The organism is Streptomyces sp. NBC_00234, from assembly GCF_036195325.1.
Taxonomy (GTDB): Bacteria; Actinomycetota; Actinomycetes; order Streptomycetales; family Streptomycetaceae; genus Streptomyces.
Genome location: NZ_CP108101.1, coordinates 7,150,469 through 7,176,076 on the forward strand (window position 1 = coordinate 7,150,469; position 25,608 = coordinate 7,176,076).

The following is a 25,608-nucleotide window of genomic DNA, read 5'->3' on the forward strand; positions in this document are numbered from 1 at the left end:
TCCGCCGGAAGGCCCACGATGGAATTCACCACCCTCTGGTTCATCCTCATCGGCGTACTGTGGGTCGGCTTCTTCGTCCTGGAGGGCTTCGACCTCGGCGTCGGTATGCTCCACGGACTGCTCTCCCGCGACGAAGCGAGCCGACGGGCCGTCCTCCACACCATCGGACCGGTATGGGACGGCAACGAAGTCTGGCTGGTCACGGCGGGCGCCGCGATGTTCGCCGCCTTCCCGGGCTGGTACGCGACCCTCTTCTCCGGCTTCTACCTCGCCCTCGTCCTCCTCCTGGCCGGACTCATCGTCCGCGGCATCGCCGTCGAATACCGCGACCGCGTCGACAGCACGCAATGGCGACGGACGTGGACCATCCTGCTGACTGCCGGCAGTCTGACCGTTCCATTCGTGCTCGGTATCGCCCTCGGAGACCTGCTCCACGGCGTACCGATCGGCCGCGACCAGGAGTACGCAGGCACCTTCGCGGACCTGTTCACCGGCTACGGCGTCTTCAGCGGAATCACTCTGACCGTGCTCTGCCTCTTTCATGGCGCGACCTTCCTCGCCCTGAAGACCAGCGGGGAAATCCGCGACAAGGCCCACCGGCTGGCCCGTGTCAGTGTCCTGCCCGCCGGCTTGGTCGTCCTCGCCTTCGTGTTCTGGACACGCTCCCTCGCCGACCAGGGCATCCTCCTCAACCTCGTTGAACTCGCTGCCGTCCTGGCCGTGGCCGCGGCGGCCTGGGCCATCGGCAGCGGCCACGACGGATGGGCCTTCGGAGCCACTACCGTCGCGATGGCCGCAACCGTTGGGTCGCTGTTCACCGAGCTCTACCCGAGGGTCATGGTCTCCAGCACCAGCGGCGCCTTCGATCTGACCGTCGACAACACGGCGTCCGGCCCCTACGCGCTGAAGGTCTTGACGGTCGTCGCCCTGGTCCTGCTCCCCGTCGTCCTCGTCTACCAGGGCTGGACCTACCACGTCTTCCGCAAGCGGATCTCCGCCGACCACTTCCCCACTCCGGGCAAGGCGTCGTGAGAGTCGTTCACCGGGCGGAGCGGTAACGGCGCCACCGGACAGGCAACGGCCTGGCCGAGCTGCGTCTGGGCGATCGGCGGTGTGCCGGTCGAGCCTGGTCAGCAGATCGTCCAGGTCGGTGGTGGCGAACTTCCACCGGAACGGCTCTGCCGTGGCGTTGTAGCGGTTCTCGACGTCCCGGAGTCGGTCCCTGGCTTGGGTCAGGCCGGTGAAGTCGTTGGGTTGGACGACTTTGCGCTGAACGGCGGAGGATACGTACAGATCAAGCTGAAGACCGAACCCGTGCCTCCGCAACGCCGCACCAGCGGACAGAGACCAAAGGCCGCGGTGTCTGTCTGCTGAGCTATCCTTCCCGCCACCGCGCACCGACTGTAGGGACCACGAGAATTGACCGGCTTGTCTGCTTTCCCGCTGCCCTTCAGGGCTTCCCGTTCCAAAGCGTTCGCGATACCCCGAACGCTGCGGGAACTTCAGATGATGCAGTGCAGCGCGCACATTCGGGCGAAGCCGGGGTGGTTCGACAAGATGCACGATGCCGACATCGTCGCCAGGTGGACGCAGGAAGCGGTCGCTCAGGGCCTCACCGAAGCGCAGGTTCGCTACGTGCTTGCCGAACTCGTGCACTACGCCGCGCTGCGGGACGGACGAACCGGCATCGAGGTGTCCGCCGTCGACGGGGTGTGGCAGTCGGACACGCTGGTCGACGACACGCTCGGATCCCGGCTGCGCGAGGCGGTCCGGGTTCTGGAACAGGTCCCCGAAGCAGAACGGGACTGGCATCCCGGATCCGGCGGCCAGGTACTGGATCTGGTTCATCCCTCACTGTTCTGCCTGGTGGGAGAGGTGAGCGGTGCGCCCGAGCGGGCTTGGCTGAACCCGACGGACCGCTACTCGGCGTACGAGTTCTCGGAGAAGTTCCAGTGGCTGCCCACGGACGTCGACGTCAGTGACGACGGCGAGGTCGCCTTCCGTTCCTACGTCAACAACGTCCACCCCGAGACTCATCACGAACTGGCCTCGGTCCTGCCGGACTTTTTCGCGCGCATGCGCCCGCTGCTGGAGAACGTGCTCACCGATCTGCGCCATCCGCGGCCCCCGCGGATCGAGGCCGATCCTTTCGGGTGGTACGACTCGGAACCGGAGTTTCCGGACAGGTCCGCCTACAGTGATGCTGCGGCCCATGCAGAAGCCCTCAGCGCATGGGAAGCGGCCCAGGACGACTGGTGGGAGAACCGCCGCCCGGTCATCCCGGACGCCCCGGCTTTCGCCCCGCCCGCGTTGCCCGATGAATCCGCCCGAGTCGACCTGCGTGGCCGCCGTCTTCAGGCCATCGTCAAGATCGCCACCGTTCGTCTCACGCCGGACAATCCCGATTACCCAGGCGGTTCCTGGCATGTCGAGGGGATGTTGAACGAGCGGATCGTCTCGACCGGCATCTATTACTGGGACAGCGAGAACATCACCGAAAGTCGGCTGAGTTTCCGGGCGGCACTCGACGACCCGCCCTACGAACAGAACGACGACAACGGTCTGCGCGAGGTCTACGGCCTGGAGGACGAGGACGCACTGAACCAGATGCTGGGATCGGCATCGACGCCGGCGGGCCGCTGCCTGGCGTTCCCGAACATCCTGCAACACCGCGTCGGCCCATTCCGCCTCATGGACCCCACCCGCCCGGGACACCGCAAAATCCTTGCGTTCTTCCTGGTCGACCCGTCGGAGAAGATCGTCTCGACCTCCGATGTGGCACCGCAGCAACCGTGGTCCGACACCTCGACCATGACGCTCGAACAGGCCAAGAACTACCGCGAACAACTCATGCGGGAACGCAAGTTCTTCGTCGACGAACACAACGAGCAGCTCTACGAACGAGAATTCTCCCTCTGCGAGCACTGAACCTCTTCTGCCCGGAACACGTGGGGTCGGAGGCCGTATCGGAAGGAATCCGATACGGCCTCCGACCGTTCCGTGGGCCGGCGCGTCAGCGCCTGGCGGCACGCACCGCCCGCAGATCCAGGATCCGGATGTCGTCGTGGAGCACGACGCGCGTGGGAACGTCCCCGTTCCCCAGCGACTGGCTGGGGCGGTAGAGCCCCCACTTGAGATAGCCGAAGTCCGTCGGGTTCTCGGGGTGGAACGTCCGCACGTTCTCGTAGGTCTGCCGCAGCGTGAACTGCGTCGCGCCCGGCAGCCGGGTGGAGATCCTGTAGTAGCCGGTGCTGTCGTCCGTCCAGCCCACGTCCACGCGGAAGTGCATCCACTCACCGAGGTACGGGCGGAAGTCGTCGACCACGCCGGCCTGGAGATCCAGGGTCGGCGACCGGAACGCGATGCTGTTCCGCTTGGTCATGAGATAGAAGGACGGAAGGTTTCCGCCCGCGTGCTTGCCCTGGAAGATGATGTCGCCGCTCTCGGAGTCACCGGCTTCGTACGTCTTCCAGTCCTTCAACAGGACACTGAACTCGTAGCGGTGCTCGTCGCCCACATGGATCCTCCCCTCGGGGACGTCGTTCGTGGCGCTCTCGCTGCGCGGGGCCCCGTCGGAGACGTAACCGGGATCGCCCAGGGTCACCTTGTGGGCGATGGCGTTGTCCGTCCCCGATCCGACGACGTACGACGCGTCGGGCGCCGTCGCGTGCGTCGTGGTCAGGTCCGGAATGCCGGAATCCAGGCCGCCGTTCGCGTAGTCGATGTCCAGCAGGAGCGAGGAGCTGCGGGCCGGACCCTGTGAAGGGCGGTCCACCCCGCTCTGTCCCGCCTCCGCGGTGGCCAGTCCGGTGACGGCCAGTGCCCCCGCCATCGCCGCGGCGACGGCGGACCGCCGTGTCGTCTTCCTCATGACTGCGTCACCGGCCTGTCGTCGATCCGGACGAGGTGGTGGCCGCGCATCGTGTACAGTCGGCCGCTGCTGTCGGCGTTGACGTGCGGGCCGCTGTACCACGCGCCGTTGATCTCCGGGACGACCGTGCTGACGGCGAAGGTAGTCGGGTGGAAGCGGAACAGCGTGGTGTCGGAGACGCCGTAGACCACGCCCCGGCTGGTCACCATGGCCGCGAAGCCGGGGCAGAGGGCGCGCACGTCGGCGGTGTGGATCACCCGGCGGATCGTGAGGTCGACGACGAAGAAGCCGCCCCTTCTCGTGAGTCCGTACAGGTGCCGGCCGCTCACCGCCAGCGCGGCCACGCCCGTGGCCAGGGGGAGATCGATGCGCCACAGCTCCCGCCCGGCGACCGGGTCGAAGGCGACGAGCGTGCCACGCGGCCCCTGTGTGGTGGGGTTGTCGCCTCCGAGGTAGGCGATGCCGTCCCGTGTGGCGACGGCGCGCACCAGCTGGATTCCGTCGATCGGATTGATGTACGCGGACTTCCTGCCCGTCGTCGGTGAGTGGGTCCACAGGGAGCCGCCGCCTTCGGTGTCGGACTGCACACCGACCAGCAGGAGCCCGTTGACCGCGTCGTAGCAGACGTCGAGAGGACGGTTCTGCTCGCTCGGGAACTCCGCGAGCCGGTGGGGCTGCTCGTCGTTCGCGGGGTCGTACGTCCACATGCCCTGCGAGCTGTACTGGCCCGTGTAGAGCACCCCGTTCAGCACCTCGGCGTCCTTCGCCTCACCGGGCGCCCGGAGGTTGACCACGGTGCCGGAGCGCAGGTCGTGGCGGGCGACGACGTTGTTGCCGCCGACGTAGGCGTACTGGTGGTCGGCGGCGATCCCCATGGTCGTCTGCGGGCTGACGGGGGCGCCTGCCGGGCCGAGTTCGGTGATGACGGACGTACCGGCCGTTGTGTCGATCTCGCCGACGAAGCCGTAACCCGAGACGACGACCAGTGTCCCGTCGACGTGGTCCAGGCCCCAGATCTCGCCGAGGTCGGGTCCGTCGAAGGCGAGGGGGGCGACGGTGCGGGTCGTCATCGAGTAGGTGTGGAGTCCGGCATCGCCGGCGAAGTGGATCAGGTCGCCGTGCGCGGTCAGGTTCTTGGCCACCGCGCCGTGGGTGGGCGTCACGGTGTACGAGGAGAGGTCGGCCAGGTCCATCACGGCGAGCTTGGCGGGCTCGGTCGATCCGGCCGTGCTGACGACGAGGTGGTCGCCGAAAACGGCGAGTTCGCGCAGACTGGGGTCCTTCGCCATCTCCGGCGGCGTGACATCGGTGAACGTGGCCGCCGCTCGGTCGTACGCGTACAGCGATGCCTTGCTCGCCCCGCCCCCACCGGCCAGGGTGCTGCCGGCTCCGAAGAAGACGGTCGAGTCCGTGGCCGCGACGGCCCTGGCCAGGGTGGCGTTCGGGTCGGGTATACCGAGCTTGGTCACCGCACCGGTGCCCGGGTCGTACATCCACAGCGCGGGTGCCTTCCCCGGCACACCGCCCACGGCGTACACGGTGCCGTCCGGGGCGACGGCGAGCTCGCGGATGTCACGGTCCTCGGTCCGGCCGATACCCACGGCGGGCTTGTCCGGAGTGCTCAGGTCCCAGCGGAAGAGGTTCGGCCTGCCCTCGTCGGCCTTGGCCAGGATGCCGGCGTACAGGTACCGGCCGGCGGGATCCGCGGCGAGGGCCTGGACCGAGTGCCCCGTGCCGAGGTCGGTCCTGGACACCACCGTGTGGGTCGGCAGGTGGAAGCCGATCAGCCGGGTGGGGGAGAGGTTGCGCGAGCCGATGTACACGGTGTCGCCGATCAGGAGCCCGCTCATGAGCGCGAACTGCTCGATGGCGGGGCCGAGGTCGGTGACGGTGGTGCGGGGCGGGGCCGGTGCGGCCTGTGCCGGGGCGGCGAGCAGCGGGGCCGCGGCTGCGGCGAGCCCGAGGGCGCCGCCGGACCGGAGCAGTTGACGCCTGCCCATCGACGGAGGGTGCTGCATGGGGGACTCCTTGGGTCGTCGTGCGGGACACGGAGGGGGGAGGAGCGGGTGCCGTGCGCGTGCCGGGCCGGTGGAACGGGGGACCGGAGCCGTCAGGCCGATGTGGCGAGGGCGGCGTGGTGCACGGCGTGGGCGAACGGTCTTCCGGAGCAGTAGCGCTCGACCTCGTCGAGGGCGCTGCTGGTGATCCGCCGGAGTTCACCGCCGAGCGAGCCGGCGATGTGCGGGGTGAGCAGGACGTTCGGCAGGGAGTAGAGCGGTGACGTCGTGGGCAGCACCTCCGGTTCGGTGACGTCGAGGACCGCGTGGATACGGCCGCTCGCGGCCTCGGCGCCGAGGGCCGCGGTGTCGACGAGGGACCCCCGGGCCGTGTTGACGAGCGTGGCGCCGTCGCGCATCAGCGACAGCCTGCGGGAGTCCAGCAGATGCCGGGTCTCCGGCAGCGCCGGAGCGTGCAGCGAGACGACGTCCGAGCTGCCGACCAGCTCGTCGAGCGGCACGTGACGGGCGCCCAGCGCCGCGGCCTGCGCCGCGTCGACGTGGGGGTCGGCCAGCAGCAGGTCGAGGTCGTAGGGCCGCAGCAGTTCGAGCACCTTGCGGCCGACCAGTGATGCCCCGACCACGCCAACGGTCCGCCGGTAGTTGCCGAAACCGGGGAAGACCCGGGACCAGTCGAGCGGGGAACGGTGCTCGCGGTAGAGACCGCCGATCTCCAGGACCCGCTTGTTGGCGAAGAGGACCGCGGCGACCGTGTACTCGGCGACCGGAACGGCGTTCGCCGCCGCGGCCGATGACACCGCGAGGCCGCGGTCCCAGCACGCCTGTGTCACATGGTGCTTGACGCTGCCGGCCGCGTGGACGACCGCCTTCAGAGCCGGTGCGCGGGCCAGTACGTCCTCGTCGATGGCGGGACATCCCCAGGAGGTGATCAGGAGTTCCACGTCCTCCAGGGCCGGCTCGTGGGCGAAGTCCTCGGCCACGTGGTCCGGGTCGAAGTCGGCGTACGCCGCCAGGCGCCGGAGCGCCGGGGCGGGGAACAGCGCGTCCCGGTGGCGGCGGCCCATGGCGAGGAGGGCGCGGGGGCGGGTGGTCGTGGTCGGGCGCATGGGGGAGTTCCTCACGGTGACGGCCTACTTGACGGCGCCGGCGGTCATGCCGGACTTCCAGAACCGCTGCAGCATCAGGAAGACGGCGATCAGCGGGGCCACGGCCACCAGCGAGCCGACGACGGCCAGCAGGTAGTCCTCGGGGTGGCCTTGGGAGAGGGCGGACGAATACCACACGTACAGACCGAGGTTGACCGGGTACAGGTCCTGGTCGGACAGCATCACCAGGGGCAGGAAGAAGCTGTTCCAGATCTGGGTGAACTGGAAGAGGAAGATGGTCACGAAACCGGGCGCGAGCATCGGGAAGGCGATGCGGCAGAAGGCCCGGAACTCGCCGGCCCCGTCCATCCGGGCCGCTTCCAGAACCTCGTCCGGCACATAGGCCGCGCTGAAGACCCGCGCCAGGTACACACCGAACGGGAAGACCAGTCCGGGGACGAACACGCTCCAGAAGGTGTTGACGAGGCCGACTTCGGCGGCGAGCAGGTACAGCGGGATCGCCAGCGCCGTACCGGGCACCATCACGCCCAGCAGGACGAGCGAGAACAGCCGTTCCTTGCCGGGGAAGGTGAGCTTGTCGAAGGCGTAGCCCGCCGCGACGCCGAACACGGCTGCCAGCAGGGCCCCGACACCCGCGTACGCCACGGTGTTGGCCACCCAGCGCAGGTAGACGCCGCCGTCGGCCGTGAACAGGTGCTTCAGGTTCTCCGCGAGGTGGATCTCCTCGCCCGGGGCGAAGCCGTTCGTACCGAACAGGTCCTCGCGGCTCTTGGTGGAGGACAGCACCAGCCAGGTCAGGGGCAGCAGGGTGTAGAGGGTGGCGAGGGCCAGCAGCGCGGTGACACCGGCCTTGGACAGCAGCGCCGAGGGCGGCTTCGCGGCGCGGCGCGGCCGGCGAGGGGCGGGCCCGGCCGGGGGCGTCCTCGCGGGCGCGGGGGCGGCGGGGGGAAGGGTGGAGGAGGTGGTCACGGCTTGCTCCCGCGGCGTGAGATACGGGTGACGGCGAACGACAGCACGGCGGCGAACAGGGCGATCAGCAGAGAGGCTGCCGCCGCCAGACCGAAGTCGTTGTTCTGGAAGGCGGCTGTCTGGACGTACATGTTGGGGGTCCAGCTGCTGCCGATCGCGCTGGACGCGTTGTAGATGACCTTCGGCTCGGTGAAGAGCTGGATCGACCCGATGACGGTGAAGAGGACGGCGAGCGCCACCGCGGGGCGGATCATCGGGACCTTGATGGACAGCGCCGTCCGTACGGCTCCCGCACCGTCGACCTTCGCCGCGTCCAGCGTCTCGCGCGGCACGGCCTGCAGGGCGGCGTAGAAGATGACCATGTTGTAACCGGTCCACTCCCACACGGCGATGTTGGCCGCCGAGAAGACGGCGTTGTCGGCCGACAGGAAGCTGATGCCGATGCCGCCGGACTCCAGGAGGTCGATCACCGGGCTCAGGCCGGGCGTGTAGAGGTACACCCAGATCAGCGCGGCGATCAGCCCCGGTACCGCGTGCGGCAGGAACAGCGCCAGCTGGAAGAAGGAGCGGGCCTTGGCCAGGCCGCTGTCGAGCAGGAGGGCGAGGGCCAGCGCACCGCCGATCATCACGGGGATGTAGACGGCGCAGTACGCGGCGACGACGAGGAAGCCGTCGCGGAACTCCGGGTCGGACAGGGCGCGTACGTAGTTGTCCCACCCGGCGAAGACGCTTTCGGTGCCGCCGAACCCGAGGCCGGAGGTCCGGGTGGTGAAGAGGCTCAGCCAGGCCGCGTACAGCAGCGGGGCGAGGGTGACGGCGGCGAACAGGCCGAGGAACGGTGACAGGAGCAGCGCGGCGGTCCGACGCTGTCCGCGGGTGGATGGGCTTGCCATGACGGCCTTTCCGGGGCGGGGCTGGACGAGCGGGTGCGGGAGGGAGCCGGTGCCGGCCCGCAGGGGGCCGGCACCCCGGCTTGGCGGGGCCCGCCGGCTCCTACGGAGCGGTGACCTTCATGCCGCGCTGCCTCATCTGCGCCACGGTGGTCCGCTCGGCCAGGGTGAGGACCCCGGGCAGGGCTGCCGTGCCGTCGGCGACCTTGGGGAGTTCGTCGACGAGGGCGGTGTTGGTCGTCCCCATGACGGGGCCCCACGTCCAGCCCTTCCGGATCGCCTCGTACGACTCCGTCCCGACGGCGTAGACGTCCTGTCCGCCGTAGTACTCCGTCCCGAACGCGGCCTTCGTGACGGGCACGAGCGCCGGGTCGGCGGGGAACATGCTGCTGGTGCCGGAGGACACCCACGCCTTCATGCCCTCGGGGTCGGTGGTGATCCACTTGATGAACTCGGCGGCGGCACCGGTGTGGTCGGCGCCCTTCGGGATGACGAAGGACGAGCCTCCGTACATGGCCGAGGCCGGCGTGCCGTCCCAGGTGGGCACGGGCGCCACGGCCCACTTGCCCTTCTGGTCGGGGACGGTCGCCTGGTGCGCTCCGGCGCACCAGCTGGCGCAGACGTAGGCGACGGTGCGGTTCTTCTGGACGCTCGTCCAGAACGGGTCCAGCGAACTCAGCGAGCGGACGAGGTCCTTGCGGGCGAGGTCGCCCCAGTAGGCGGCGGCCTTCTTCGACGGGCCGTCGTCGAGGGTGACCTTCCAGGAGTCCTTCTCGGTGCCGAACCACTGCCCGCCGGCCTGCCACGCGAGCGCGGTGAACAGGCCGGGGTTGTCGGTGTAGAGAACTCCGCCGCGGGCGCTCGGGTCGGCCTCCTTCACCTGCTCGGTCATGTTCCGGTAGGCGTCCCAGGTGGTGGGAACGGTGATCTTGTGCCGGGTGAAGAAGTCCTTGCGGTACATCATCATCAGGGGGGCCGCGTCGCGGGGGACCGCCCAGGTCCGGCCGCCGAGGTCGACGAGCTGACGTACCGCCTCGGGGAACCGCTCCTTCACCACCGGGCCGAGCGTGGCGCTGAGATCCTCGATCTTGCCCTGGGCCGCGAACTCCGGCAGGTGCGGGTACTCGACGACCGCGACGTCCGGTGCGGTGCCGGCCTTCACGGCGTTGGTGAGCTTGGAGTAGTACTCCTGGCCCGACGGGACCGTTTCGAAGGTCACCTCGATGTCCGGGTGGCTGCGGTTGAAGGCCGCGGCCACCTCGTCGGAACCTTTGACGAAGGACCAGAAGGTGACCTTTCCGGTCTTCTTCGCGGTCGGGGAGGCGCCCTGACCGGTCCCTCCGCAGGCGGTGGCGAGCAGGGCGAGGGCTGTGACGGAGCCGGCCAGGGCGGCCGTGGTTCTGCGAAGCATGATGTGCACCGATCGTTCGCTGGGGCGTCGAACGAAATCATTCGTCAGTGCATGCGCTTCGTCAATGCTTCACGCTTCATTCGATGCGAAACGAAAGCAAGTGATGCGATGTGGTGTCTGTTCGGTGGTGCTGTTACGGGCGCCCGCCGGGCGCCGCGGGGGCCCCGCTGGAATCCCGTACCCGCAGCTCCGGGCGGAGCAGCACCTCGGCCAGGGGCGCGTCCGGATCGGCCAGCCGGCGCCGCATCAGGTCGACCGCCCAGGCGCCCACGGCCCTCTTCGGCGGTGCCACGGCGGTGAGGGGTACGTCGCTCAGCTCGGCGACCTCGTCGTCGTAGGTCACGATGGCCAGGTCCTCCGGGACACGCAGGGCGCGCGACTGGAGAAGGCCGACCAGGGTGACGGCGTCGAGATCGTTGTGCACCAGAGCGGCCCGGACCTCGCCCGCCTCGACCGCGCGCACGAGCTCCTCGAACCAGTCGGTGGACGCCGCTCCGTCGGCAGGGCCGATGCCGTACTCCGGGCCCTCGGCCAGCCCCAGGGCGCGGCAGGCGGCTGCGTGACCCTCCCGGATCAGGGGGGTGTTGGGGCTCTCCGCCCTGGCGACCAGGGCGATCCGCTCGTGCCCCAGCCCGGCGAGGTGCCGGACGGCGAGGCCCGCGCCATGGGCGTGGTCGGACGCGACCTGCTCCAGCCGGCCGGCCTGTGCGCCGGCCCGGCGGTCCACGAGCACGACCGGCACGTCGAGGCCGGCCGGCCACTGGTCCGTCCCCTCCGCGGGTTCGAGTCCGGCGCGCGGCATCAGCAACAGGCCGTCGGCGCCCGCCGCGACGAGCCGGCGCACCTGCTCCTGGTTGTCGGCCAGCGTCTCGCCGGACACCGCGAGCACGACGCGCACCCCGTGCGTGCGCGCCGCGTCCTGCACGCCTCGGATGATCTCGGGGTAGTAGTAGTCCCCCGGGGGAACGACCAGCCCGAGCACGTACTCGTGCGAAGGCGCCGGGCGGGAAGCCGCCGGCCCCGGGGTGGCGCCCTGCTGGGCCGCGGCCGGAGACATCGCCCCGCCGTGTACGCGGACGACGAGCCCTCGGCCCGCAAGGTCCCGCACGTCCTGCCGGACGGTGACCGCGGAGACGCCCATCTCCTCCGCCGCCTCCTTGACGGTGATCGTCCCCCTGCGCTCCACCATGCGCAGGATCGCCTCACGCCGCTCTTCGGTCAGCACGTGACCACCCCTCTCCTCGCGAGTGAAGGCGTTTCCTTTCACTCGACAAACGAAAGTTATCAACGAAGCCCCCCGGTGTGCGCCGGGTCCGGGTGTCGGGCGAGCGCCCGACCGGTCGCGGACGGGCAGCCGGAGAGGCGCGGAAGTCCGCCGACGCGCCGGGACCGCGGTACTGATTGCCGCGGCGGGCACCGCTGGGTCATGCTCGCGGCATCGGGGGTAACTGCCGCGCTCATGGGGGATGAGATGCTGCGTGTCCATTTCAGCGATGCCGACCTGGCGCTCGTCCGGGTCGCTGCCACGACGGATCCACTCTGGGACATCGCGACCAGCCTGCACCGTCTTCAGACCCACCAGGGGCGCTCGTCGTTCGAGGGGTGGATCGCCAGTGCCCGTGCGCGGCTGAGGGAACGCGGCCTCGAACGCGCGGTGCGGCAGATTCTCCTGCCGCTGTTTCCACGGGCCCTCTATTTCCCGGACTTCCTGACCCCGGCGGAGGGTGCCGCCGGCCTCGCCCACGGGCTGGAAGCCGTGGCGGCGACGCCGCACCGCCGCGTGCTGCGCGAGATGGCCCGGCTGGACCGGGTGGTCGGCGCACCGTCGTGGGCCCCCCGTCTCGCGGAGAGGGGGACGCGGGAGGAGCTGACCCGGGTCCTCGGCGCCTACCACGAAGCCGTCATCGCTCCGTACGGCGACCGCATCCAGGCCGGGATCGACGCCGAGCGTACGGCGCACTGCCGCCGTCTCCTGGACGGTGGCGTCAGGGGCATGCTCACCGGGCTGAGCCCCGCGATGCGCTGGGACCACCCGGTTCTGCATGTCAACTACCCCGGCAGCGACCGGGACCTGTACCTCGGCGGACGGGGGCTCATCCTTGCCCCTTCGTACTTCTGCTGGCGCGACCCGGTCACCCTCGCGGACCCGGGGCTTCCGCCCGTGCTGATGTACCCCCTGCTCCGCCGGTCGCGCACGTCGGCAGCCCTCGACGGCCTGGTCGGCGACACCCCCGGGCCCCTGGCGGTGCTGCTCGGACGTACCCGCGCCCGTGTGTTGTCCGTCATCGCCTGCGGCGCCACCACCTCGGAGATCGCGCGCGCCACGGGCGTCGCCGTCTCGTCCGCCAGCAAGCACGCCTCGGCCCTGCGTGAGGCCGGGCTCGTGAACAGCAGCCGGCAGGCGGCGTCCGTGCTGCACACGCTCACACCCGTGGGAACGGCGGTACTCGCCGCGAGCAGGGCCGCGGCGCACGGCTGACGGCGCCCCAGGTGCCCTTACCTGCCGTCACGACCGAGCGGCCGTCCCGGACGTGATCCGGAACGGCCGCTCGGTGGGTCAGGAGAATCAGGTGAGCAGCTTCGCCTTCGCCTGCTCGTACTCCGCCTCGCTCAGATCTCCCTTGTCCTTCATCTGGGCGAGTTTCGCCAGGTCGGTCACATGGCTCGGGGCGCCTTCGCCCTCACTGCCTGCGGCCTGCCGCACGTACTGCTTGAACGCGGCTTCCTGGTCCCTGGCCTGTTTCACGTCCCGTTCGCCCATGCTCCGCCCGCGGGCGATGAGGTAGATGAACACGCCGATGTACGGCAACAGGATGACAAGGATCAGCCAGCCGGCCTTGCCCCAGCCGCTCAACGAGTGGTCCCGGAAGATGTCCGTGATCACCTTGAAGAGCAGGAAGAACCACATCACCCAGAGGAACAGGTACAGCATGGTCAGGAAGACATCCAGGAGCGGGTAATCGTCCACGGCATACTCCGATCGCACGATTTGTACCCTATTCATACATCCGGGCCACATGTCCCGCATCCTGATGTGGTGCCTACGGACGTACGCGGTCAGCCGGCCGCAAGGGGCGCCGTTCCGATGGGCAGCCAGTGGGCCGCCGGATGCTCGATCGGGAGGTCCGGGCGCCAGGCCGTCAGTACCTGCGCCGATGGATGGAACAGGGGCTCCGGGATCTCGTCGAGGCCGGTCCACCGCCAGGCGCTGATCAGCTCCGGCTCGGTCACCTCCGGGACTCCGGAGTCCACGGTGACCACTGCTCCCATGGAGATGCGGTTGATGTCGCCGACCACGTCGTGCAGCATCGCGAAGACCGTCACCGCGTCCTCGGGCACATCGAGGCCGGTCTCCTCGCGCAGTTCGCGTACGGCCGCGGCGGCGATGGACTCGTTCGTCGGGTCGACCTTTCCGCCCGGCAGCTCCCACGTGCCGCTCCGGTGCCGGCCCAGCAGGATCCGGCCCTCCCGGTCCTGCACGATGACGCCCACGCCGAGCGCCGCCTGCGCCACCGGCGGACGGGTGTTGCGGGTGTGACGGTCCATGGAATCCGTGGTCATGCTGCCTGCTCCCTGCGCGTACGGAACGGTGGGGCGCCGTGCGCCCGGCGGACCGGACGCGACGCCCCGGGCGTCAGCGGTCCTGCGACAGCACGTACAGCTCGGCGGAGAGTCCGCCCGCGTGCGCCAGCTGCTCGAAGGTCCCTTCCCCCCGGATCCTGCCCTTGTCGAGGACGATGATCCGGTCGGCCATCCTCACATTGTCCGGGCGGTGGGTGACAGTTCCTGGCCTCCCCGCAGGGAGCGGGCGAGCGTCTTCGGGGGCCGCCGGGTCAGACGGCCAGCCGCAGTGAGGTGGCACAGATGCCGAGCCGCACGGTCTGCCCCCACGTCAGCTCCAGTGCGTCGGCCTCCATCCCGTCGCCGAAGACCACCAGCCGGTCGGACTCGACGGTGAGCTCCAGGCCCTGTCCGCGCCCCAGTTCCCCCGCCACGAGTGAGGTGCCGGTCGCGGGTGAGGGCCATGCCTCGCGGACGAACCAGAGCAGCCGGGGATCGGACGGCGCGGGCAGGCTCAGCCCGCTGCCTCGTTCCAGCCAGAGCGAGCGGAGCCACCCCGTCGCGCCGGTCCCGGTGCCGACCAGGACACCCGACGACGCCTGGGCTTCCCCGGCGCGCGGGGCGCCGTCGGCGGCGAGGTGGTAACGGGCCGTCTGGTGGCCGGGCGGTCCGAGATAGATCTCGTTCAGCGCGATCAGCCGCTGGGTGTCGTCGGCCACGGCCTCGACCATGGTGAGCGTGTCCACCGCGGCACCCGGCCCCGCCGCCGACCGCAGCAGGGCCGCGGCGTCACCCGCGCGGTGACGCACCAGGACACCCGGATTGCGCCCGGGATCGGTGTCGATGCCCACCACCGGCTGGCCCGACAGGTACTTGGCGGCGTTGGCGACCAGTCCGTCCTGGCCGACCACGACCACCACGTCCTCGGGGCCGAAGAGGAAGCGGTCGAGATCCGCGCGCTCCACCCGGGAGCGCCGCCACTGGAGCGGGACGGCCGCCGCGACGTCCGTGAGCGCCTGCTGGGTGCGGTGATGGCGCAGGGCCACCTCCTCGATGGACCTGCCGCGGCCCGCGAGGAAGAAGGCGGCCTGGCCGTGGGTGCCGTGCCGGGCCAGCAACTCCTCGTACTCGGTGGTGCGGTGGACGAGCACGGCCCGCGGCGCGAGGCTCACGCCTTCGTCCCGGTCTCCGGGCGGCCGAGCTTGGCGAGCAGGCCGGTGAGGATGTCGGGGGAGAGGGTGAGGCTGTCGATGCGTGGCAGGTTCTCCGCCAGTCGCGTGGCCGCCAGGGCGTGCAGGGTCCCGGGGTCGACGTCCGCGTGGACGCGCAGCCAGGCCGCCTGGGCCTCGGCGCGGGCGGCGCCGATGTCGCGGGCAGCTTCGGCGTCCGCTCGGGAGAGACGCACCTTGCGCGCCGCCTCGGCCTCCGTCCGTACGCCGTCGGCCGCCGCCTTCTCCTCGGCCTCGCGTCGCGCGTTGGTGCCGCGCTGGTCCACCAACTGCTCTTCTCTGCGGGCCAGTTCGATCTGGCTGGCGAGTTCGTTCTCGGCGATGGCACGTTCCCGCTCGACCGCGACGGCCCGGCGTTCGTAGGTGGCCCGGTCGGCCTCCTGCTGGATCTGCTCCCGGGCGGGGGTCCGCAGGGCCCGCTCGACCTCCGCCTCGGGCCGGATGGCCACCACGCGTACGGCCACGACGTCGATACCGGTGTCGGGCAGGCGCGGTTCGGCGGCGAGGCCCGCGGCGACCCGGTCCCGTACCGCGGCGACCCCGTCCACGAGCGCGGCGGCGAGCGGTGTGCGGGCCAGGGCGTCCAGGGTGTGCTGCTGCGCGGTCTCGGTGAGCAGGGTGCCGATCTGCTCCAGTGGCGCGCTGCGCCAGGCACCGGTGTCCGGGTCCACGGAGAAGTCCAGCCGGGCCGCGGCTCCCGCGGGGTCGCTGATCCGGTACGTCACCGTGGCCTGCACGGTGACGTCCTGGAAGTCCGCCGTGCGGGCGTGGAAGGCCATGGCGAGCTCGCGGTCGTCGACCGGCACCTCCGAGAGCGCCGCGGTCAGTGACCGGTACCAGAAGCTGAGCCCCGTGCCGTCGTGGCTGAGCTTGCCGCGCTTGTGGTGGCGGATGTGCGCGGTGGGCGCGGAGCGCAGATGGCGCCAGCCGAGGCGCCTCGTGATGTCGGCCATGGAGTCCCGCCCCTTTCGTTGTCGTCATGTAGACGATAACGGGAGCGGCCCTATATCGTCAAGGGGATGAAAAGGGGGTGCGGGCGGCCTGTGCCGCCAGATACCGGGCCGGTGTCTCCCCGCCGCCGTGCACCGCCAGATCCGCGCCGTTGACGTAGGCGGCGAGCTCGCTCGCCAGATACAGGCAGGCGCGCGCGACGTCGTCGGGAGCCGCCATCCGCCGCATGGGGACGACTCCTGCCACGGCCGCCCCGCCGTCCTCCCCGTACACCTCCGCCGAGTCTTCGGTACGGACGAGGCCCGTGGTGATGTGGTTGACGCGCACCCGAGGGGCCCACTCCAGGGCCAGCGCCCTGGTCAGCCCCAGTAGTCCCGCCTTGGCCGCCGTGTAGGCGGCGGTGCCCGGCTGCGGGGTGCGGGCGGCGACGCTGCCGATGTTGATCACGCAGCCGCCGTCGTCCTGGCCCTGCATGACCCGGTTCGCGGCCTGCGCCACGTAGAACGGGGCGAGCAGGTTGAGGGCGACGACCTTCTCCACGAAGCGCGGGGAGACCGTGGCCGCATCCGCGGAAGGTGATCCGCCCGCGTTGTTGACCAGTACGTCCAGCCGGCCGAACCGTTCCACCGCCGCATCCACGAGCGCCGCCGCCGCTGCCGGGTCGCGGACGTCCGCCGCCCGGAACGCGCAGCGCCGTGTGCCGGTGCCCGGCAGGGTGGCCGGCGCGCTCCGGCCGCACACCAGGACGTCCGCGCCCGAGGCGAGGAACGCCTCGGCGATGGCGGCGCCGATCCCCTTGGTCCCGCCGGTGACGAGGACCGTTCGCCCGGTGAAGTCGATCGGATTGCCGAAGTCCATGATCCGCCCCTGCCGCTGTCGGTGAACGGGACCGTCCCGGCCGCCATGAATCTACCAACTGTTTGTTTGGTGAGGCAGGGGGTGGGAGCACGGACGGCCGGTGACCTCGACTGAGGTCACCGGCCGTCCGGACGGTGCGCCGCCCCCGTCCCCACGGTGCGGCGCGGGCGGGCCGTCGTCCTCCGCTGGGGACGGCGGCCCACGTTCATCGGGGCCCGCTAGGGCCTCTCGTTTGGATCATGCCGGGCTCGCGTGCCCTGGTGTGCGCATCTGCGGCGTTGTCGTCGGTCGCCGACGCTCCGCGTCGACTCTCTCCTCCGCCTTGCAGCTGCGCACACCAGGCCCCGCTCCCTGATCCGGCCTGATCCAAACGAAAGGCCCTAGGGCCTTCCTAGGCCGACCCGAGCCCCAGGGCGGGGAGGATCGAGCTCTCCACGAAGCGTGTGAGATACGCCTCGTCGGCGTACCGCCCCTCCAGGAGGGGCCGGGCCCGCATGACGCCCAGGAGCTGCGTGGCCACGAACTCGGCGGCGGGAGCGTCCGAGGCGATCTCGCCGCGCTCCCGGCCGCGGTCGACCATGTGCTCGATCGCGGCGATCTGCGGCAGGATCAGCGCCTCGCGCAGCGCGCACAGCAGCTCGGGGTTCTGCAGGGCCGCATGGCTCAGTGCGTGCGAGAGCGGGGTGTCGCGCCCCGAGGCCGCGCCGATGGCGAGCGCCGCCTCGCGCAGGTCGCCGGCGAGCGTACCCGTGTCGATGGGCGGAAGCAGCATGCGGCTGGTGCCGTGCAGGGCCGCCACGACCAGCTCCGGCTTGGAGCCCCACTGCCGGTAGAGCGTCGACTTCCCGCACCGGGTGCGCGAGGCGACCCCCTCCATGGTCAGCGACTCGTAACCGCTCTCCCGGATGAGATCCAGCACAGCCGCGTAGAGCTCCTGCTCCCGCTCCGGCGTGATCTTCGACCGGCGGGACGTGGCGAGCGACTCCTGTGCGGGCTCGTGCGACGACATGGCTTTCCCTCTCAGCGACGGTGCGACGAGGTCCTTCGATACGCCAGTGTACCGATACGCGGGTGTACCGATACGTTCGCGTATCGGTACACTGGCGTATCGATACGGCATGGACTGGACCATGCCGCCGTAACAGCGCTTCGTCAGCAAAGGGGCACGGGTGATGTACGCCCGCAGACAGCCTGCAGATCGGGAGCCGGACACTTCTGCCCGACCGCCCCTCGTCCGCGAGCTTCTTCTCGTCGCAGGACTCTTCCTCGTCTACAAGTTCGGCCGCCAGGCCGCGAACGGCCATGTCGAGGAAGCGTTCCGCAACGCCGGACACGTCTGGGACTTCGAGCGCGCCGTGTCCCTCCCGGGCGAGGGAGCGGTGCAGGGGCTGCTGCTGCACAGCGAGACGCTGGTCCACCTGGCGAACACCTACTACGCGACGGTGCACTTCCCCGCCACGCTGCTGTTCCTGGTGTGGCTGTACTGGCGCCGCCCGCGCCACTACGTCTGGTCGCGCCGCATCCTCGCCGTGCTCACCGGCGCGGCACTCGCGCTCCACCTGCTGTTCCCGCTCGCCCCGCCCCGGATGCTGGACGCCGCCGGACTCGTCGACACCGGTCAGGTGTACGGCCCCACGGTGTACGGGGACACGCCCGCGACCGACTCCATGGCCAACCAGTTCGCCGCGATGCCCTCGCTGCACTTCGGCTGGGCCGTGATGGTCGCCGTCGGACTGATCGTCGCCACCCGCTCCCGGTGGCGCTGGCTCTGGCTGCTGCACCCCGCGGTCACCCTGTTCGTCATAGTGGGAACCGCCAACCACTACTGGCTCGACGCCCTCGTCGTGTCCGCGCTGCTCGCCGTCGCCTTCGCCGCGCTCCGGCTGCCGCAGCCCTCCCGGGCCCGGGTCTACCTCCCGTGGCCCTCCGCGGCCGAGGTGGCGTCCGGCGTGGCCGGCCCCGGAGCGGCGGCGGTCGCCTCCGGTGCCCCCGTGCCCGCCGGGGCGACCGCACTCGCCCGGTCCGGAGCCCCGCGATGAACGCCACGCTCATAGCGGTGGGGCTGTCCCTCGTCTCCGCCGCCGCCTACGCGCTGGCCGCCGTCGCACAGGCCCGGCTCGCCGCAGGTGCCGCCCCCTCCGACGGGGTGCTCCGCATGCTGGGCCGTGGTGCCTGGTGGTCGGCGGTCGGCCTGAACGCGGGGGGCGCGCTGCTGCACGTGGTCGCGCTGAAGTACGGACCGCTGACCCTGGTCCAGCCACTGGGCGCGCTCACGCTCGTCGCCGCCGTCCCGCTGGGCGCGCGCTCCGCGGGACGGCGTGTCAGCCGGACCGAGTGGCGCGGCACGATGCTCACCCTGCTCGGCCTCGGAGCGCTGCTGCTCGCCGCGGGCGGCGGCGCCGCGCACGAGACCCTGACCCTGCCGGAGGCCCTCGGCGTCGGGGTGGCGACGATGGCGCTCGTCGCCGTACTCGGCAGGCCCGGTACCCGGCCCGGCCTGCGCCACGCCACGGCGGCCGGCATCACCTCGGGTGTCGCGTCGGCGCTCACCCAGACACTCACCGTCGCCGTCACCGATCACACCACCGGGCCGCTGATCAGCTGGCGGCTGGTGACGGTGGCGCTCTTCGTCTCCGCCTTCGCGATGGGGGGACTGCTGCTGGCCCAGATCGCGTTCCGCGGTGGCCTCGGCGCCCCGCTCGCGGTCGTCACCCTGGCCAATCCGGTGGCCGCCGCAGCCGTCGGCATGGCGCTGCTCGGGGAACGGCTCCAGGGCGGGCCGATCACCCTGATCCCGGCGCTCCTGGGCAGCGGGGCCGCCGTGCGCGGGGTGATCCTGCTCAGCCGGGCCACCGAGGAGGCCGCCGCGCCCGGCCCTGCGGCGCGCACGTCGTCCCCGGCACCGGGTTCCTCGTCGAGGGTGATCATCGGTAGTCCGCGAAAGCTGGACCGGCAGCCGCTGGGTGCCGAGCCTGTCACGTCCCCGGTGGGCGGTTCCTGAGCCGCCCGGTGCCTCAGTCGCCGGCGAGCGTCGGCTCGTCGGCGAGGGCCCTGGTCAGCCACCCGATCCAGAAGGTCTCCATGTCGATTCCGCCGCGCAGGACGAGATGCCGGAGGCGGTCCTCGTCGGCGGTCCTCTCGGGCGGGAAGTCCCGCTCCTCGATCCGCAGGTACTCCTCCAGCTGACGCCGGTGCAGGGCGAGATGGCGGCGCAGTTCGGCCCCCAGACCGTCCGCTCCGACGACCGCCGCCGCCCGCATCCTCAGCAGCAGCGGATCGCGGACCGGCCGCGGGTCCTCGGAGAGGGCCACCCAGGCGGCCAGCTCCTCGCGGCCCGCGGGCAGGACCTCGTACTCCTTCTTCTGCCCACGGGCCGGCTGGGCCGACGGCAGGGCCCGGATCTGCCCGGACTGCTCCAGTTTCCCCAGCTCGCGATAGATCTGCTGATGCGTGGACGACCAGAAGTAACCGATCGAACGGTCGAACCTGCGCGTCAGCTCCAGCCCCGACGACGGCTTTTCGAGCAGGGCGGTGAGAATCGCGTGCGGGAGTGACATGAAGTGCATCCTAGGGAGGGACGGGCCCGGCGGTCACAGGGCTGCGGCGAGCTCCGTGCCCTGGCGGATCGCCCGCTTGGCGTCCAGTTCGGCCGCCACGTCGGCGCCGCCGATCAGGTGCACCGGTCGGCCCGTGGCGGCCAGCTCCTCGTACAGTCCACGACGCGGTTCCTGGCCCGCGCACAGCACCACGGTGTCGACGGCCAGCACGTGCTGCTCGCCGTCCACCGTCAGGTGGAGACCCTCGTCGTCGATGAGGTCGTAGGACGCGCCCGCGATCATCGAGACGCCGCGGTGGCGCAGTTCGGTGCGGTGGATCCATCCCGTGGTCTTCCCGAGACCGGCCCCGACCTTGCTCGTCTTGCGCTGGACGAGGTGCACGGTGCGCGGCGGCTTCGGGCGCTCGGGCGTGCGGAGACCGCCCCGGTCCGCGTACGAGGTGTCGACGCCCCACTGGCGGAAGAACACCTCGGGGTCCAGTCCGGCCGCGTCGCCGCCGTCCGTGAGGAACTCGGCGACGTCGAATCCGATACCGCCCGCACCGACGATCGCGACCCGGTCGCCGACCGGGGCCCCGTCCCGCAGGACGTCCAGGTAGCTGAGCACGCTCGGGTGGTCCACGCCGGGGATCGCGGGGGAGCGGGGTTCGACGCCGGTCGCCACGACGACCTCGTCGAAGTCCTGGAGCAGTTCCGCCGTGGCGCGCGTGCCGAGCCGGACCTCGATGCCCTGCTCGCTGAGGCGCGTACGGAAGTAGCGGAGGGTCTCGTTGAACTCCTCCTTGCCGGGGACGCGGCGCGCCACGTTGAGCTGGCCGCCGATCTCGTCGGCCATGTCGAAGAGGGTCACCGCGTGCCCGCGCTCCGACGCCGTGACCGCGCAGGCCAGACCGGCCGGACCGGCACCGACGACGGCGACGCTCTTGCGGGTCCGGGTGGGGAGGAGTACCAGCTCGGTCTCGTGGCAGGCCCGCGGATTGACCAGGCAGGAGGTGATCTGGAGGCTGAAGATGTGGTCCAGGCACGCCTGGTTGCAGCCGATGCAGGTGTTGATCGCGTCCGCACGGTCCGCCGCCGCCTTCGCGACGAAGTCCGGGTCCGCGAGGAACGGCCGGGCCATCGACACCATGTCCGCCCGGCCCGAGGCCAGGATCTCCTCGGCGACCTCGGGGGTGTTGATGCGGTTGCTGGTCACCAGGGGTACGGAGACGGCGCCGCGCACCTTCTCGGTCACCCAGGTGAAGGCGCCGCGCGGCACCGAGGTGGCGATGGTGGGGATGCGGGCCTCGTGCCAGCCGATTCCGGTGTTGATGATGGTGGCGCCGGCCGCCTCGACCGCGCGGGCCAGCTGGACGACCTCCTCCAGCGTGGAGCCGCCGGGCACCAGGTCCAGCATGGAGAGCCGGTAGATGAGGATGAAGTCGCTGCCGACGCGCTCGCGGACCCGGCGCACGATCTCCAGGGGCAGCCGGATGCGGTTCTCGTAGCTGCCGCCCCAGCGGTCGGTGCGGTGGTTGGTGGCGGCGACGATGAACTCGTTGATCAGATAGCCCTCGGAGCCCATGATCTCGACGCCGTCGTAGCCCGCGCGCTGAGCCAGTGCGGCGGCCCGGACGAAGTCCTCGATGGTCTCCTCGACCTCGTCGTCGGTCAGCGCGTGCGGGGTGAAGCCGCTGATCGGCGCCTTGAGCGCGCTGGGCGCGACCAGGTCCGCGTGGTGCGCGTACCGCCCGAAGTGGAGGATCTGCATGGCGATCCGGCCGCCGGCCTCGTGCACGGCATCGGTCACCTGCCGGTGCTGATCGGCTTCCGCCTCGGTCGTCATCTTGGCGCCGCCGGGGAAGGAGCAGGCGCGGGCGCTCGGCGCGATGCCGCCGGTGACCATGAGGCCGACCCCGCCCCGGGCACGGGCCGCGTAGAAGGCGGCCATCCGCTCGAAGCCGCGCTCGACCTCCTCGAGACCGATATGCATCGATCCCATGAGCACGCGGTTGGGGAGGGTGGTGAACCCGAGGTCCAGCGGGCTCAGCAGAGTGGGGTACGGGCTCATCCGGCGTCTCCTCGCGCAGTGTCGTCGAGCCAGTTGTAGACCACACGGACGGCATTGTGCAACAAGTTGCATAATGACGTACGTCGCACTGGTGGCGGGCGTGGTGCCCGGACGGCGTATCACGACCGCACCCGGACGGCCGGGTCCGGCGACAGTGGACTGCGTACCGTTTCGCACCCCCATCTCCGGGAGACACCCATGGTTTGCCTCAACCGACGTGACCTCGGCCTGCTCGTCCTGCGCGTCGGCACGGGCGCGGTCCTCGCCGCCCATGGCACCCAGAAGCTGGCCGGCTGGTTCGGTGGCGGTGGCATCGAAGGCACCACGGCCGCCATGAAGGCCATGGGCTTCGACCCGCCGAAGCACAGCGCCGTCGCCGCCGGACTCGGTGAAACGGCGGGCGGTGTGCTGCTCGCCGTCGGCCTCGCCACGCCCGCGGCGGGCGCCGCGGCCGCCGGAGCGATGGCCGGAGCCGTCGCCGTGCACGCGCCCGCGGGCTTCTTCGCGCAGGGTGGCGGCTACGAGTACCCGGCCTTCCTCGGCTTCACCGCCGCCGCGATCGGGCTGACCGGGCCCGGCCGCTACTCCCTCGACGAGGCCACCTGCCATGTCTTCAACCAGCCGTGGGTGGTGGCCCTGGCCTTCGCGGGCAGCGCGGCGGCTGCGGCGGTCGTCGTCGGCAAGCGAGCCAAGGGGCAGGCCGCCGCGGCGGAGGGTGAGACCGGGGAGGAATAGCCGCGGGGTCCCGCGGGGCGCGCCCGTCAGGGCCGCCCCTTCGGGCCCTACCGGTTGCTCTTTGTACTGATGGTATTGACCTCGGGGTTTCCTGGTGCGAGGCTCTGCCCTGTCAATAAATAGTCAGTGCACTGAGTAAATCTGCCGCGTCGAGCGGCAGCGAGGGAGGGGCGGGCGCATGGACAAAGTGGTGTCCACGGCCGACGAGGCCGTCGCCGATGTCCGCGACGGCGCGACGCTCGCGGTCGGAGGATTCGGGCTCAGCGGGGTGCCGAACACACTGATCCGGGCGGTGTACGCGAGCGGGGCCGCGGGCCTCGGCATCGTGTCGAACAACTGCGGGGCGATGGACTCCGGCCTGGCGGTGCTGCTCGCGGCGGGCCGGATCGGGCGGGTCACCGGCTCGTACATCGGGGCGAACAAGGAGTTCGCCCGGCAGTATCTGGCCGGTGAGCTGGAAGTCGAACTGATCCCGCAGGGCACGCTGGCCGAGCGGCTGCGGGCGGGCGGCACGGGGATTCCCGCCTTCTACACCCCGGCCGGCGTCGGCACCCAGGTCGCGGACGGCGGACTGCCGTGGCGCTACGACGGAGAGGGCGGTGTCGCGCTGGCCTCCCCACCCAAGGAAGTGCGGGAGTTCGACGGGGTCGAGTACATCCTGGAGCGCGGTATCCGCACCGACTTCGCGCTCGTACGGGCCGCCCGGGGCGACCGGCACGGCAACCTCGTCTTCAACAAGTCGGCCCGCAACTTCAACCCGCTCGCCGCGATGGCGGGCACGGTGACGATCGCCGAGGTCGAGGAGCTGGTCGAACCCGGCGTGCTCGATCCCGACCAGGTCCATCTGCCCGGCATCTTCGTGCAGCGGGTCGTCGCGCTCACCCCCGCGCAGGCCGCCGAGAAGCAGATCGAGAAGAGGACCACCCGATGAGCTGGACCCGGGAACAGATGGCCGCACGCGCGGCCCGCGAACTGCGCGACGGCGAGTACGTCAACCTGGGGATCGGACTGCCCACCCTGATCCCGAACCACCTCCCCGCGGACGTCGAGGTGGTCCTCGAATCGGAGAACGGGATTCTCGGGACTGGCCCGTTCCCGCACGAGGACGAGGTCGACCCCGACCTGATCAACGCGGGCAAGGAAACCGTCACGGTCCGGCCGGGCGCCTCCTTCTTCGACTCGGCGCTCTCCTTCGGGATGATCCGCGGCGGCCACATCGACGTCGCCGTGCTGGGCGCGATGCAGGTCTCGGCCCGCGGCGATCTGGCCAACTGGGCGATCCCCGGCAAGCTCGTCACCGGTATCGGCGGAGCCATGGACCTGGTCCACGGCGCCCGCCGGGTCGTCGTCACCATGACGCACAACGCCAAGGACGGCACGCCCAAGATCGTCGAGGAGTGCGACCTGCCCCTCACCGGCCGGGCCTGCGTCGACCGCATCATCACCGACCTCGGGGTACTCGACGTCACGGACGAGGGACTCCGCCTCGTCGAGACCGCTCCCGGAGTCACGGCCGCCGAGATCGTGGCGCGCACGGCCGCCGAGATCCGCCGATGAGTTCCGAGCGAGCCCGCACCACCTGCGCCGCCCCGTCACCGGCCGCCCCATAGACAAGGAGTTCACCGACCCATGGCACTCACTCAGGCCGCCATCGACCAGGAGATGGCGCACCAGCGCCAGGCGTACGAGACGGCCCTGTCCGACGGCGCCCCCCGCGCCCACCACCCGGCCCGCGACTACGCCCCGTACCGGTCGAGCCTCCTGCGCCACCCGCGACAGCCCCTGGTCACGATAGGCGTCGGGCAGGATCCCGAAACCGTCGAACTGGCCTCGCCCGCCTTCGGCGAGACCGATATCACCGAGCTCGACAGCGACCTCACCCGTCAGCACCAGGGCGAGCCCCTCGGTGAACGCATCACGGTCAGCGGCCGGCTGCTCGACCGCGACGGCAGGCCCGTGCGCGGGCAGCTGATCGAGCTGTGGCAGGCCAACGCGTCGGGACGGTACGCCCACCAGCGCGACCAGCACCCCGCGCCGCTCGACCCGAACTTCACCGGCGTCGGCCGGACACTGAGCGGTGACGACGGCAGCTACACCTTCACCACGGTCAAGCCGGGTGCCTATCCGTGGCGCAACCACACGAACGCCTGGCGGCCCGCGCACATCCACTTCTCCCTCTTCGGATCGGCCTTCACCCAACGGCTGATCACCCAGATGTACTTCCCGAACGACCCGCTGTTCGCCTACGACCCCATCCTCCAGTCGGTCACCGACGAGGCCGCCCGCGACCGGCTCGTCGCCACCTACGACCACGAGCTCTCCCGGCCCGAGTGGTCGCTCGGATACCGCTGGGACATCGTGCTCGACGGCCCCGCCGCCACCTGGATCGAGGAAGGACGCTGA

The 25,608-nt window shown here is 70.9% G+C and carries 24 protein-coding genes; 9 read left to right on the forward strand and 15 right to left on the reverse strand.

The window, feature by feature from the left end:
* Positions 1-18 precede the first annotated feature (18 nt).
* A complete protein-coding gene (gene cydB, locus OG230_RS31340; protein ID WP_328907107.1) occupies positions 19-1,032 on the forward strand; it encodes a cytochrome d ubiquinol oxidase subunit II in 1,014 nt (337 codons plus the stop codon).
* Between the two features lie 387 nt (positions 1,033-1,419).
* Positions 1,420-2,928, forward strand: a complete 1,509-nt coding sequence (locus OG230_RS31345; RefSeq protein ID WP_328907108.1) for a DUF4246 domain-containing protein — start codon at positions 1,420-1,422, stop codon at positions 2,926-2,928.
* 85 nt (positions 2,929-3,013) lie between these two features.
* On the opposite strand, the gene OG230_RS31350 is transcribed toward OG230_RS31345, so the two are convergent.
* From OG230_RS31350 to OG230_RS31380, 7 genes are all read right to left on the reverse strand, one after another.
* Positions 3,014-3,871: a heparin lyase I family protein gene (locus OG230_RS31350; protein WP_328907109.1), complete on the reverse strand. Its 858-nt coding sequence runs from the start codon at positions 3,869-3,871 to the stop codon at positions 3,014-3,016.
* Positions 3,868-5,889, reverse strand: coding sequence for an outer membrane protein assembly factor BamB family protein (locus OG230_RS31355; protein WP_328907110.1), 2,022 nt, complete (start codon positions 5,887-5,889; stop codon positions 3,868-3,870). The genes OG230_RS31350 and OG230_RS31355 overlap by 4 nt, the downstream gene beginning before the upstream one ends.
* Before the next feature lie 92 nt (positions 5,890-5,981).
* On the reverse strand, positions 5,982-6,995 hold the full coding sequence (locus tag OG230_RS31360) for a hydroxyacid dehydrogenase (protein ID WP_328907111.1): 1,014 nt from the start codon (positions 6,993-6,995) through the stop codon (positions 5,982-5,984).
* A 24-nt stretch (positions 6,996-7,019) separates the two neighbouring features.
* Entirely contained in the window at positions 7,020-7,964 is a 945-nt protein-coding gene (locus OG230_RS31365; RefSeq protein ID WP_328907112.1) for a carbohydrate ABC transporter permease, read from the reverse strand.
* Entirely contained in the window at positions 7,961-8,857 is an 897-nt protein-coding gene (locus OG230_RS31370; protein WP_328907113.1) for a carbohydrate ABC transporter permease, read from the reverse strand. Before OG230_RS31370 ends, OG230_RS31365 begins: the two co-directional genes overlap by 4 nt.
* A gap of 100 nt (positions 8,858-8,957) precedes the next feature.
* A complete protein-coding gene (locus OG230_RS31375) occupies positions 8,958-10,265 on the reverse strand; it encodes an ABC transporter substrate-binding protein (RefSeq protein WP_328907114.1) in 1,308 nt (435 codons plus the stop codon).
* 133 nt (positions 10,266-10,398) lie between these two features.
* Positions 10,399-11,490, reverse strand: coding sequence for a LacI family DNA-binding transcriptional regulator (locus OG230_RS31380; protein ID WP_328907115.1), 1,092 nt, complete (start codon positions 11,488-11,490; stop codon positions 10,399-10,401).
* Between the two features lie 246 nt (positions 11,491-11,736).
* Between OG230_RS31380 and OG230_RS31385 the strand changes: the two genes are divergently transcribed.
* On the forward strand, positions 11,737-12,744 hold the full coding sequence (locus OG230_RS31385) for an ArsR/SmtB family transcription factor (protein WP_328907116.1): 1,008 nt from the start codon (positions 11,737-11,739) through the stop codon (positions 12,742-12,744).
* Between the two features lie 87 nt (positions 12,745-12,831).
* Here OG230_RS31385 and OG230_RS31390 read toward each other — a convergent pair whose 3' ends face one another.
* The 6 genes from OG230_RS31390 to OG230_RS31415 all read right to left on the reverse strand — a co-directional run bounded on the left by OG230_RS31390 (position 12,832) and on the right by OG230_RS31415 (position 17,873).
* Positions 12,832-13,233 carry an SHOCT domain-containing protein gene (locus tag OG230_RS31390; RefSeq protein ID WP_328911599.1) on the reverse strand — a complete coding sequence of 134 codons (402 nt, stop codon included), beginning with the start codon at positions 13,231-13,233 and terminating at the stop codon, positions 12,832-12,834.
* Positions 13,234-13,322: 89 nt separating this feature from the next.
* Positions 13,323-13,826 (reverse strand): nucleotide triphosphate diphosphatase NUDT15, encoded by a 504-nt coding sequence (locus OG230_RS31395; RefSeq protein ID WP_328907117.1) that lies wholly within the window; start codon positions 13,824-13,826, stop codon positions 13,323-13,325.
* Between the two features lie 272 nt (positions 13,827-14,098).
* A complete protein-coding gene (locus OG230_RS31400; RefSeq protein ID WP_328907118.1) occupies positions 14,099-14,998 on the reverse strand; it encodes a hypothetical protein in 900 nt (299 codons plus the stop codon).
* A complete protein-coding gene (locus OG230_RS31405) occupies positions 14,995-16,008 on the reverse strand; it encodes an SPFH domain-containing protein (protein WP_328907119.1) in 1,014 nt (337 codons plus the stop codon). The genes OG230_RS31400 and OG230_RS31405 overlap by 4 nt, the downstream gene beginning before the upstream one ends.
* Before the next feature lie 58 nt (positions 16,009-16,066).
* Positions 16,067-16,864 carry an SDR family oxidoreductase gene (locus OG230_RS31410; protein WP_328907120.1) on the reverse strand — a complete coding sequence of 266 codons (798 nt, stop codon included), beginning with the start codon at positions 16,862-16,864 and terminating at the stop codon, positions 16,067-16,069.
* Between the two features lie 391 nt (positions 16,865-17,255).
* The gene (locus OG230_RS31415; protein WP_328907121.1) at positions 17,256-17,873 is read right to left on the reverse strand and encodes a TetR/AcrR family transcriptional regulator; all 618 of its coding nucleotides are present in this window, start codon (positions 17,871-17,873) and stop codon (positions 17,256-17,258) included.
* Between the two features lie 163 nt (positions 17,874-18,036).
* Between OG230_RS31415 and OG230_RS31420 the strand changes: the two genes are divergently transcribed.
* Positions 18,037-18,903: a phosphatase PAP2 family protein gene (locus tag OG230_RS31420; RefSeq protein WP_328907122.1), complete on the forward strand. Its 867-nt coding sequence runs from the start codon at positions 18,037-18,039 to the stop codon at positions 18,901-18,903.
* A complete protein-coding gene (locus OG230_RS31425; protein WP_328907123.1) occupies positions 18,900-19,865 on the forward strand; it encodes a hypothetical protein in 966 nt (321 codons plus the stop codon). The genes OG230_RS31420 and OG230_RS31425 overlap by 4 nt, the downstream gene beginning before the upstream one ends.
* A gap of 13 nt (positions 19,866-19,878) precedes the next feature.
* On the opposite strand, the gene OG230_RS31430 is transcribed toward OG230_RS31425, so the two are convergent.
* Positions 19,879-20,421, reverse strand: a complete 543-nt coding sequence (locus tag OG230_RS31430) for a PadR family transcriptional regulator (RefSeq protein ID WP_328907124.1) — start codon at positions 20,419-20,421, stop codon at positions 19,879-19,881.
* 33 nt (positions 20,422-20,454) lie between these two features.
* Complete coding sequence (locus tag OG230_RS31435) at positions 20,455-22,470, reverse strand: NADPH-dependent 2,4-dienoyl-CoA reductase (RefSeq protein ID WP_328907125.1); 2,016 nt, start codon at positions 22,468-22,470, stop codon at positions 20,455-20,457.
* Positions 22,471-22,668: 198 nt separating this feature from the next.
* Here OG230_RS31435 and OG230_RS31440 point away from each other — a divergent pair, with 198 nt between their 5' ends.
* The 4 genes from OG230_RS31440 to pcaH all read left to right on the forward strand — a co-directional run bounded on the left by OG230_RS31440 (position 22,669) and on the right by pcaH (position 25,608).
* Positions 22,669-23,205, forward strand: coding sequence for a DoxX family protein (locus OG230_RS31440; RefSeq protein ID WP_328907126.1), 537 nt, complete (start codon positions 22,669-22,671; stop codon positions 23,203-23,205).
* A 178-nt stretch (positions 23,206-23,383) separates the two neighbouring features.
* Positions 23,384-24,136, forward strand: a complete 753-nt coding sequence (locus tag OG230_RS31445) for a CoA transferase subunit A (RefSeq protein ID WP_328907127.1) — start codon at positions 23,384-23,386, stop codon at positions 24,134-24,136.
* Complete coding sequence (locus OG230_RS31450) at positions 24,133-24,762, forward strand: CoA transferase subunit B (protein ID WP_328907128.1); 630 nt, start codon at positions 24,133-24,135, stop codon at positions 24,760-24,762. The genes OG230_RS31445 and OG230_RS31450 overlap by 4 nt, the downstream gene beginning before the upstream one ends.
* Positions 24,763-24,834: 72 nt before the next feature.
* Positions 24,835-25,608, forward strand: coding sequence for a protocatechuate 3,4-dioxygenase subunit beta (gene pcaH, locus OG230_RS31455; protein WP_328907129.1), 774 nt, complete (start codon positions 24,835-24,837; stop codon positions 25,606-25,608).